Below are 9,735 nucleotides of genomic sequence, written 5' to 3' on the forward strand. Positions count from 1 at the left end.
TTCGCAACCGGCTGCCCCGGCAGCGCGTCGGCCGTCGTCGGTCCCGGGAGCGGTCAGGGCTGACGGCCCGCCGTCAGCGGGGCGCCCCGGGTGCGGGTGGGGACCGGGATCAGCGACGCGGCGACGGCCTTGTTCACCGCGTCGATCCGGGACACCGCGCCCAACTTGCCGAAGACGTTGCGCAGATGACGCTTCACGGTGCCCTCGGCGATGCCCAGCCGGGAGCCGATCTGGAAGTTCGTCAGCGCCTGGGCGGCGAGGACGAGGACTTCGAGTTCCCGGTCCGACAGCGTGACCGCCGCCTGCCGGCTGAGCTGGGCGAGGCTGTGCTGGGAGACGGCGAGGGTCGACTGGTCGCGGCTGTACACCCCGCGGATGGCCGCGAGGAGTTCGTAGCGGCTCACGCTCTTGAGCATGAAGCCGCGCACGCCGAGGTCCAGGAGGTCGCGGACGTCGGCGGGGCGGTCGCTCATGCTCAGGACGATGACCCGGGCGTCGGGGGAGACCGAGGCGATCCGCCGGACCGCCTCCGCGACTTCCGAGTCGAGCAGTTCGCCGCCCAGCAGGACGACGTCGGGTGCGGTGGTGGCGGCGAGGGTGACGGCCTCGTCGATGTCACCGGTGTCGCCGACCACCGCGAGGTCGGGTTCGGCGGAGAGGACCTGCCGCAGCGACTGCCGCAGCAGGGTGTGGTCGTCGATGAGCAGTACCCGGGCGGGCTCAAGCGGTTTCATTTCGACACCGTTCTGCCGTTGGGACGGACCGGGTTACTGGCGATCTTTGCAGCAGGTCGGCCGGGAGCGCTTCGAATACCGGTGAGTAATGATCCGCTTCGTTGGTAAAGAGAAGCCTCCGCGCATTCTGTGGTCGACATGACGGTTCTTCTCCCCCGTTCTGGGGCTCTGGGTCGATGGGTCGATCGTGCGTGGATCTTGTTGCTTGACCCTGCCACGGAGGAGTATTACCTGACAATACGAAGACTGTCTGATTGTCCGCCTGCTCAGCGAATACTCAGGGAAAAACCGACCGGTCGGCCGTTCAGTCGAGGTCGTCTCGGGTGACCCGACGGTCCACCACCACCCAGCCGTCACCGGCCGGCTCCAGCAGGTCGACGCAGACCGTCGAGCGGTGCACCGTCGCCTCGCCGCCGCGCGGCACCTCCAGGACCAGTGCGTAGCAGGTCGCCCGGAGCCGGCCCGACTCCGCCGGCTCGGTGGTCAGCATGCCCACCCAGTGGCGGTGCACCACACCCGCCCCGGCGAGCCGGCGGGAGGCCTCCCGGGCCGCCGCCGCGATGTTGCCGCGGCCGCGCACCGGCGCGGGCAGGCCGTTGGCGGCGAACACCCCGTCCTCGGCGAAGGTGGCCGCCCACTCGTCGGTGGCGCCGGTGTCGAGCAGCCGCATCTGGCGGGCGTAGAAGTGCTGGACGCGCAGGTAGGTGTCGGTGTCGGCGAGTGGGGCGACCTCGTGGGCTGTCATCGGGTTCCTCTCGGGGCGGCGGGCGGTGCCTGCGGGTGGGCGGGACGAACGGTGACCGACCCTCGCAGGTGGGCCTGGAGATCTCTTGGAGCTGCGGTCCAGCCGGGCGGCCGACGGTCCGCCGTTCCGCCGCGCCTTGAGGGTGTCTTGAACCGGTCCCGGGAGAGTCCGCCGGAGTGTGACGACGCACAGCCCCGCGCGCGACCGGCGGCGGGGACACCGGCGGGAAGGCGGAGACATGGCGGAGCAGAAGGAGCGGGTCGCGCTGGTGACCGGCGGGACGAGCGGGATCGGGCTCGCCGTGGCCGAGGAGCTGGGGCGGCGCGGCGACCGGGTGTTCGTCTGCGCGCGCACCGGGGACGACGTGGCGGCCACGGTCGAGCGGCTCCGGGACCAGGGAGTGGAGGCGGACGGCGTCGGGTGCGACGTCCGCTCCACCGAGCAGATCGCCGTCGCCGTCGCCGCGGCGGTGGAGTGCTACGGGCCGATCGGGATCCTCGTGAACAACGCCGGCCGGGGCGGTGGCGGGATTACGGCCGAGATTCCGGACGAGACCTGGTGCGACGTGATCGAGGTGAATCTCAACGGCGTATTCCGAATGACCCGCGAGGTCCTCGCCCGCGGCGGCATGCGGGACGGGAGCTGGGGGCGAATCATCAATATCGCGTCGACCGGCGGAAAACAGGGTGTCGTGCTCGGAGCTCCCTATTCCGCTTCCAAGCACGGTGTCGTCGGATTTACCAAAGCTTTGGGACTGGAACTGGCCAAAACCGGGATCACCGTGAACGCGGTGTGTCCCGGTTACGTGGAGACGCCGATGGCCGGCCGGGTCCGGCAGGGCTACGCCGCCCACTGGGGCGTGACCGAGGCCGAGGTGCTGGAGAGGTTCGAGGCGAAGATCCCGCTCGGCCGCTACAGCACCCCGCAGGAGGTCGCCGCGATGGTCGGCTACCTCACCACCGAGGCCGCCGGCCCGGTCACCGCCCAGGCGATCAACGTCTGCGGCGGGCTCGGCAACTACTGATCCCGGCGCCCCGGCCGCCCGGCGCCCAGCCGGACCCCACGGAAGGAGGGCCACCGTGCCCGCGCAGGACATCCGCCACACCGACCACCGCATCCTCGTCTCCGCGCCCGCCGAGACGCTCTACCGCCTCGTCGCCGACGTCGGCGGCTGGCCGCACCTGTTCACGCCCACCGTCCACGCCGAGCGGGTGGACGGCGACGACCGCCGGGAGCGGATCCGGATCTGGGCCTTCGCCAACGGCGAGGTGCGGACCTGGACCTCGCTGCGCGAACTCGACCCGGCCGCCCGGCGGGTGGAGTTCCGCCAGGAGGTCTCGCAGGCGCCGGTCGCGTCGATGACCGGCAACTGGACGATGAACCCCGCGGCCGACGGACGCACCGAGGTGGTGCTCGGCCACTCCTTCGCCGCCGTCGGGGACAGCGCGCCGGACCTCGCCTGGATCGACCGGGCCGTGGACCGCAACTCCCGCTCGGAGCTGGCCTGCCTCCAGGAGATCGCCGAACGCCACCCCGGACTCGACGAGCTGCTGCTCTCCTTCGAGGACACCGTGCTCGTCCGGGGCCCGCGCGCGGAGGCGTACGAGTTCATCCGCCGCTGCGAACTCTGGCCCGAGCGGCTGCCGCACGTGGCCCGGCTGGAACTGACCGAACCGGCGGACGGCATCCAGCAGATGGTGATGGACACCCGCGCGCCGGACGGGACGACGCACACCACCGAGTCGGTCCGGGTCTGCCTGCCGGACCGGATCGTCTACAAGCAGACCGTGCTGCCCCCGGTCATGGCGGCGCACACCGGCGCGTGGACCTTCGAGGAGACCGCCGAGGGCGTCGCCGCGACCTCCCACCACACCGTGGTCCTGCGGGCCGAGGCGGTCCCCGCCCTGCTCGGCCCCGACGCCACCCTGGAACAGGCCCGCGCCGCGGTGCGCGCCGCCCTCGGGGCCAACAGCCGCACCACACTGGAGCACGCCCGGGCGCTGGTCGAGAGCGGCGAGGGCCCGAAGACGGGCCCCGGCTCCGGGCCGGGCCGGTGACCGACCTGGAGGCCGAGGTCTGCGTCGTCGGCGCGGGCCCGGCCGGCCTCACCCTCGCCCTGCTGCTCGCCCGCTCCGGCGTGGACGTCGTCCTGGTCGAGCGCTCGCGCTCGTTCGAGCGGCAGTTCCGCGGCGAGATCCTCCAGCCCGGCGGGATGACCCTGCTCGACCGGCTGGGCGTGCTGGCGGGCGCGCGCGAGCGCGGCAGCCACGAGCACGACCGGTTCGTGCTCACGGAACGCGGCCGGACGCTGATCGACGGCGACTACCGGCGGCTGCCCGGCCCGTTCAACTGCCTGCTGAGCATCCCCCAGCGGCACGTCCTGGAGGAACTGCTCGACCGGTGCAGGGAGTTGTCCGGTTTCCGCTACCTGGAGGGCGCCAAGGTCGGCGCCCTGCACGCCGAGGACGGCCGGGTCCGCGGCGTGGTCGCCTCCGGCCGCGGCGGCGAGCAGGTGGTCCGGGCCCGCTGGACGGTCGGCGCCGACGGCCGCTACTCCAAGGTGCGCCGGCTCGCCGGGATCGACGCCGGCCGGCTGGACGTCTTCGACCAGGACGTCCTCTGGTTCAAACTGCCCGCCGACGCAAGGCCGTTGAACGAGGTGCGGATCTTCCGGGCCGGCGGGAACCCCGTCCTCGCGTACACCGCCGTGCCGGACGCGATCCAGGTCGGCTGGACCCTCCCGCACGGCGGCTACCGCCCGCTCGCGGCGCAGGGCACCGACGCCGTCCGGGAGATGATCTGCGCCGCGATGCCGATGTACGCCGACCAGGTCCGCGAACGGATCACCGCGCTCGGCGACCTGACCCTGCTGGACGTCTTCTCGGGCGTCGCCCGGGAGTGGGTGCGGGAGGGGCTGGTGCTGATCGGCGACGCCGCCCACACCCACAGCCCGATCGGCGCCCAGGGGATCAACCTCGCGGTGCAGGACGCGGTGGCCCTCCACCCCGCGCTGCTCGCCTCCCTGGCGGCCGGCGGCGAGAGCGGCCCGGTCCGCGGGTACGCCGCCGCCCGGCACCGCGACATCGCGCGGATCATGCGCATCCAGCGCCTGCAGAGCCGCGGCATGCTCTCCGCCGGCCGGGCGGCCGGAACGCTGCGGCCCCTGCTCGCGCCGCTGCTCTCCCGCTCGCCGATCTACCGGAAGGTGCTGGCCGAACTGGCCTTCGGCAACCGCGCCATCGACGTGACACCCTCCGCCGCCGTCCATGACTACCGAACCCAGGGGCAGTGATGCAGCTGATCGACCTCTCCTCACCCGTGGACGCGACCTTCTGGGAGCCGGACCCGGTCACCCACGTCACCATGACGCCGCGCGAAGGCGCCCTGCACATGGCCGAATCCATGCGGGAGCACTTCGGCGTCGACTTCGACGTGGACGCGCTCCCGGACGGCGAGTTCCTCAACAACGACACCTTCACCCTCACCGTCCACACCGGCACCCACATCGACGCGCCCGCCCACTACGGCACCCGCGCCTCCTACCGGGACGGCGGCCCCCGCACGATCGACCGGCTCCCGCTCGACTGGTTCCACCGGCCCGCCTTCGTCCTCGACCTCACCAAGGCCGGGACCGGGGCCGTCGGCGCCGACCTGCTCGCCGGGGAACTCGACCGGATCGGCTACACCCCGGCCCCGATGGACATCGCCCTGCTCAACACCGGCGCCGACCGCCACCTCGGCACCCCCGCCTACTTCTCCGACTTCGCCGGCCTCGACGGCCCCGCCGTCCACTTCCTGCTGGACCTCGGCGTCCGGGTCATCGGCACCGACGCCTTCAGCCTGGACGCGCCGTTCCCGTACATCCTGAACACCTACCGGGAGACCGGCGACCGCTCGGTGCTCTGGCCGGCCCACTTCGCCGGCCGCGACCGCGAGTACTGCCAGATCGAGCGGCTCGCCAACCTCGACACGCTGCCCCGCCCGTACGGCTTCACCGTCTCCTGCTTCCCGGTCAAGCTGGCGCGGGCCGGCGCCGGCTGGTCCCGCGCCGTCGCGCTGCTGGAGGACTGAACCGTGCGGACCACCTCCCTGGGCCGGTCCGGGCCCGCCGTCTCCGCACTCGGCCTCGGCGGGCTCCCCCTGGCCGGCGCCTACGGCCCGGCGGACGACCCCGCCGCGATCGTCCGGCACGCCCTCGACCTCGGCGTGACCCTCTTCGACACCGCCGACTACTACGGCCGCGGGGCCGGCGAGGAGATCCTCGGCCGCGCCCTCGGCCGTCGGCGCGACGGGGTCGTGCTCGCCACCAAGACCGGCATCCTCCACCGCGACGGCGGCCCGCCCGGCCTCGACGGCAGCCCCGAGCACCTGCGCCGGGCCTGCGAGGCCTCGCTGCGGCGTCTGGGCACCGACCGGATCGACCTCTACTACCTGGCCCGGATCGACCCCCGGGTGCCGGTCGAGGAGTCGATGGGCGCACTGGCGGAGCTGGTCGCGGCCGGCAAGGTCGGCCGGGTGGGCCTGTGCGAGGCCGCGCCCGCCACGCTGCGCCGGGCGCACGCCGTCCACCCGGTCAGCGCGCTGCAGACCGAGTACTCGCTCTGGGAACGGCACGTGGAGGCGGAGATCCTGCCCGTCTGCCGGGAGTCCGGCGTCACCCTGGTCGCCTACCGGCCGCTCGGCTCGGGCCTGCTGGCCGGCCGGCGGATCGACCCGCGGACACTGCCCCCCGGCGACTTCCGCCACCGCGACCCCCGGTTCGCTCCCGGCAACCTGGGCCCCAACCTGGCGCTGGCCGACGAGCTCACCGCACTGGCCCGGCAGGCCGGTACCGGCCCGGCCGAACTCGCCCTCGCCTGGCTGCTCTCGCACGACGGCGTCCTGCCGATCCCCGGCACCCTGGACCGCACCCACCTGGAAGCCGACCTCGGCGCCGCCGAGCTGCGGCTGGAGGAGGCCGTCGCCGAGGCGCTGGACGGCCTGCTGCCCCCGCACGGCCCGGCCGGCGAGCGCTACCCGCCGGGCCTGCTGGCCACCGTCGACCACGGCTGACGGAACGTCAACAGTGATGGCCCGAGCCGTGGTTCACGGCTCGGGCCCTCACTCCGTGGTGGGTCAGGAGGCCGGGACGGTGCTCTCGAAGCAGTGCAGGTACGGGCCGATCTGCCGCACCCCGCCGAGCTCGAGCCCGGCCTCGGCGATCAGCGCGGACAAGCCCGCCCGGGTGTGCTTCTTGCCACCCACGTTGAGCAGGAGCAGCAGGTCCATCGCCGTGGTGAACCGCATCTCCGGGCTGCCGTCCACCAGGTTCTCGATCACCACCACCCGGGCGCCGGCCGGCGCCGCGGCGCGGACGTTGCGCAGGGTGGTCACGGTGCTCTCGTCGTCCCACTCCAGGATGTTCTTCAGGAGGTAGAAGTCGGCCTTCACCGGGATGCTGTCGCGGCAGTCGCCCGGCAGCAGCGTGGCGCGCCCGGCGAGGGCGCCGCCGGGGCGCAGCCGCCCGTCCGCGCCGGCGACCACGTCGGGCAGGTCGAGCAGGGTGCCCCGCAGCTGCGGGTGGCGCTCGAGCAGCGTGGCCAGGACCAGGCCCTGGCCACCGGCGATGTCCGCGAACGTGGCGGCCCCGCCGAGGTCGAGGACATCGGCCACGGTCCTGGCGGACAGCCGGCTGGACTCGGTCATGGCGCGGTCGAAGATCTCGGCGGAGGCGGGCGCGTCCTCGTGGAGGTAGGTGAAGAACTCCTTGCCGAAGACGTCCTGGAAGACGCCCTTGCCGGTGCGCACCGACTCGTCGAGCAGGCCCCACACCGCCCAGGTCCACGGTTCGGTGGCCCACAGGACCATGTTGCGCAGGCTGCGCGGGGCGTCCTCGCGCAGCAGCCGGGACGCCTCGGTGTGGGCGAAACCGTCCGGCCCCTCGGTGAGGACGCCGTGGGCGACCAGCGCCCGCAGCAGCCGCAGCAGCGTCCCGGGTTCGGCGCCGACGGTGGCCGCGAGCTCCTCGGCGGTGGTCGGGCGCTCGCCGATCCCGTCCGCGACGCGCAGCCGGGCCGCCGCTCGGACGGTCGCCGCGTACGCGCCGCTCATGGCCAGTTCGCGAAGTCGCATCACGGCGGTGAAGCCGGCGGCCTCGGTGTCGTTCATGTGTGCTGCCTCTCCTCAACTCGGGCGGGATCCAGGGGCACCTGGACGTGCGGCGCGGCGGCCGGGAACGCGGGCTCCCGGCCGCCGCGGTGCGGTCGTCGGCTACTGGCCGGCGGGGAACGCGGGGATTTCGAGGCAGGGCTCGAACTCGGCGGTGGCGTGCTTCATCAGCAGGCCCACCCGGTCGCGGAACCCGGGGCCCTGGAGGGCCGCCGCGTGGGCCTCGCGGCTCTCCCAGGTGCCGGTCTCGATCAGGACGTTCTCGTCCTTCAGCGACTTGTACAGGGTGTGCGACACGAAGCCGGGCCGGCTCTTCATGTAGCCGGTGATCTCGCCCAGCAGCCGCTCGAACTCGGCGCGGTCACCGGTGACGGTCAGCTTGTTGACGATGGTCAGCATGGTTCCTCCTGAAGGGGTTCGGTACGGACGGGGCGTTGCGCGGCGCCGGGGTCAGTCGAGCTCCCGGTGGCCGATCGCGAGGAACTCCCGCAGTTCCTTGCTGGTGTGGTTGCGGGCCCATTCGCCGACCTCGCGCATCTTCGCCGGGGTCGGGTCGATGAAGCGGGTGGCGGGATCGGTGAAGCCGAGCGCGGGAAGCATCCAGTCGGACTCCCGGATCCGCCGCTGCATCCGCCGGGCGGCCTCCTCGCTGCCGATCCCGCCGGCCTCGACCTGCTCGCAGACCTCGACCAGTTCGGTGAACAGCTCGTGGTAGAAGTCGGTCGGGCACCACAGGCCGGGGTAGCGGTCGTCGTCGAGGGCGCGGCAGTGCGAGTCGTCGCCGGTGGCGACGGTGCGGGCGATCGCGGTGGCCAGCCGGCGGCCGCCGAGGATGCTGGCGCTGCCCCAGAGCCGGAACACGCAGTCCCACAGCCGGTGGTCGGCGAAGGCGATGAACGAGGAGTTGACCAGCTTGTCGTTGTAGTCGAGCAGCCCCTGCTCCAGGCGCTCGACGTACTCGAAGCGCTCGGGGGCGAAGTCGTCCTCGCGCAGCGCGTCCATCAGCCGCCAGGACAGGGTGTTGATGATCTCGCAGGTGTTGGCCAGACCGCGGGAGAACAGCGGGTCGAGGAACCCGGCCGCGTGCGACATCAGGCACCAGCGGTCGCCGACGGTACGGCTGGAGGAGTACTGCATCCGGCCGGTGCGCACCCACTCGCGCACCGGGCGGGCGCCGGCCAGGTGGCGTTCGACCGCCGGGAAGCGCCGCACGTGCAGCCAGAACTCCTCCTCCGGGGTGAGGTCGGAGCGCTCGGGGTAGGTGCGCGGGTCGATCTGGATGCCCACGCTGCACAGCTGGTTGGTGGCGTTCTCGTGGTTGTCGAACGGGATGACCCACATCCAGCCGCGGTCGAAGATGTGGTGCATCGTCCCGTCGTTCCAGCGCTCCGGGGGGCGCTGACCGGCGGGCACGTCGATGTGGTCGTCGTACGGCTGCACGCCGATGAAGTGCGTGAAGATGGACCGCGCCTGGTGCTTGAGCCGGGTCGGCACCTCGCGCAGGTCCTCCTGGTGGGCCAGCGGGGAGCGGAAGCCGCTGGCGTCCACGAGGTAGCGGCCCTCGTACACCGTGCCGTCGGCCCCGGCGACCGAGACGCCGTCCTTGCGCAGGTCCAGACGCTCCACCCGGAAGTTCTGCCGGGCGTCGCAGCCGTAGCGGACGGCGGTGTGGAACATGTAGGCGTCGGTGTCCTGGCGGAAGTAGTGCGCGGCGTAGCCGATGACCTCCGGGATGCGCAGCTGGTTGCTCTGGGCCGGGTCCGGCTCCGTGCCCTCCTGGTGGATCTGGAAGCCGAAGTTGGTCTTCTGGCCGTGGGAGCTGCCGACGTGCTTGATGGTGTCCGGGAAGCTCGCCAGGTACCCGATCTCCGGGACGTCGTAGCGCTGGGCGATCAGCCGCAGCAGGGCCAGGGTCTGGCCGATCGTCGACTCGCCGATGGCGAAGCGCGGGTGCTGGGCGCCGTCCAGCAGCAGGGTGCGGAATCCGTGCCGCGCGAGGATCGAGCCCAGCATCGTGCCGGACAGCCCGGTGCCGACGATGATCACGTCGTACGGTTCGGAGGTTCCGGCGGTTCCGGTGGTCCCGGTGGTTCCGGCGGTTCCGGCGGG

At 72.7% G+C, this 9,735-nt stretch carries 10 protein-coding genes; 5 read left to right on the plus strand and 5 right to left on the minus strand.

The genetic code is table 11. From position 1 onward, the window contains the following. Positions 1-53 precede the first annotated feature (53 nt). A complete protein-coding gene (locus ABTY56_RS32700) occupies positions 54-734 on the minus strand; it encodes a response regulator (protein WP_350632997.1) in 681 nt (226 codons plus the stop codon). 304 nt (positions 735-1,038) lie between these two features. Continuing rightward, on the minus strand, positions 1,039-1,479 hold the full coding sequence (locus ABTY56_RS32705) for a nuclear transport factor 2 family protein (protein ID WP_350632998.1): 441 nt from the start codon (positions 1,477-1,479) through the stop codon (positions 1,039-1,041). Between the two features lie 238 nt (positions 1,480-1,717). On the opposite strand from ABTY56_RS32705, the gene ABTY56_RS32710 reads away from it, so the two are divergent. From ABTY56_RS32710 to ABTY56_RS32730, 5 genes are read left to right on the plus strand one after another with little or no spacing between them, the layout of a single operon-like run. Continuing rightward, complete coding sequence (locus ABTY56_RS32710) at positions 1,718-2,503, plus strand: SDR family NAD(P)-dependent oxidoreductase (protein ID WP_350632999.1); 786 nt, start codon at positions 1,718-1,720, stop codon at positions 2,501-2,503. Between the two features lie 55 nt (positions 2,504-2,558). After that, positions 2,559-3,536, plus strand: coding sequence for an aromatase/cyclase (locus tag ABTY56_RS32715; protein ID WP_350633000.1), 978 nt, complete (start codon positions 2,559-2,561; stop codon positions 3,534-3,536). Further along, complete coding sequence (locus ABTY56_RS32720; RefSeq protein WP_350633001.1) at positions 3,533-4,771, plus strand: FAD-dependent monooxygenase; 1,239 nt, start codon at positions 3,533-3,535, stop codon at positions 4,769-4,771. Before ABTY56_RS32715 ends, ABTY56_RS32720 begins: the two co-directional genes overlap by 4 nt. Then, positions 4,771-5,550, plus strand: a complete 780-nt coding sequence (locus tag ABTY56_RS32725) for a cyclase family protein (RefSeq protein WP_350633002.1) — start codon at positions 4,771-4,773, stop codon at positions 5,548-5,550. Before ABTY56_RS32720 ends, ABTY56_RS32725 begins: the two co-directional genes overlap by 1 nt. Before the next feature lie 3 nt (positions 5,551-5,553). Beyond that, positions 5,554-6,531: an aldo/keto reductase gene (locus ABTY56_RS32730; protein ID WP_350633003.1), complete on the plus strand. Its 978-nt coding sequence runs from the start codon at positions 5,554-5,556 to the stop codon at positions 6,529-6,531. A 63-nt stretch (positions 6,532-6,594) separates the two neighbouring features. Here the strand turns inward: ABTY56_RS32730 and ABTY56_RS32735 are convergent, their stop codons facing one another. The 3 genes from ABTY56_RS32735 to ABTY56_RS32745 form a co-directional block, all read right to left on the minus strand. Continuing rightward, positions 6,595-7,626, minus strand: coding sequence for a methyltransferase (locus tag ABTY56_RS32735; RefSeq protein WP_350633004.1), 1,032 nt, complete (start codon positions 7,624-7,626; stop codon positions 6,595-6,597). Positions 7,627-7,728: 102 nt separating this feature from the next. Beyond that, complete coding sequence (locus ABTY56_RS32740; RefSeq protein ID WP_350633005.1) at positions 7,729-8,025, minus strand: antibiotic biosynthesis monooxygenase family protein; 297 nt, start codon at positions 8,023-8,025, stop codon at positions 7,729-7,731. 51 nt (positions 8,026-8,076) lie between these two features. Then, positions 8,077-9,735, minus strand: a 1,659-nt coding sequence (locus tag ABTY56_RS32745; RefSeq protein ID WP_350633006.1) for an NAD(P)/FAD-dependent oxidoreductase, incomplete at its 5' end; no start/stop codon positions are given.

The organism is Kitasatospora sp. NPDC097691, from assembly GCF_040302665.1.
Classification (GTDB): domain Bacteria; phylum Actinomycetota; class Actinomycetes; order Streptomycetales; family Streptomycetaceae; genus Kitasatospora.

What these genes read in the sequence shown, in the direction of transcription:
- ABTY56_RS32700 (WP_350632997.1), bottom strand. Translation starts at nt 734, where the DNA reads ATGAAACCGCTTGAGCCCGCCCGGGTACTGCTCATCGACGACCACACC.
- ABTY56_RS32705 (WP_350632998.1), bottom strand. Translation starts at nt 1,479, where the DNA reads ATGACAGCCCACGAGGTCGCCCCACTCGCCGACACCGACACCTACCTG.
- ABTY56_RS32710 (WP_350632999.1), top strand. Translation starts at nt 1,718, where the DNA reads ATGGCGGAGCAGAAGGAGCGGGTCGCGCTGGTGACCGGCGGGACGAGC.
- ABTY56_RS32725 (WP_350633002.1), top strand. Translation starts at nt 4,771, where the DNA reads ATGCAGCTGATCGACCTCTCCTCACCCGTGGACGCGACCTTCTGGGAG.
- ABTY56_RS32735 (WP_350633004.1), bottom strand. Translation starts at nt 7,626, where the DNA reads ATGAACGACACCGAGGCCGCCGGCTTCACCGCCGTGATGCGACTTCGC.
- ABTY56_RS32740 (WP_350633005.1), bottom strand. Translation starts at nt 8,025, where the DNA reads ATGCTGACCATCGTCAACAAGCTGACCGTCACCGGTGACCGCGCCGAG.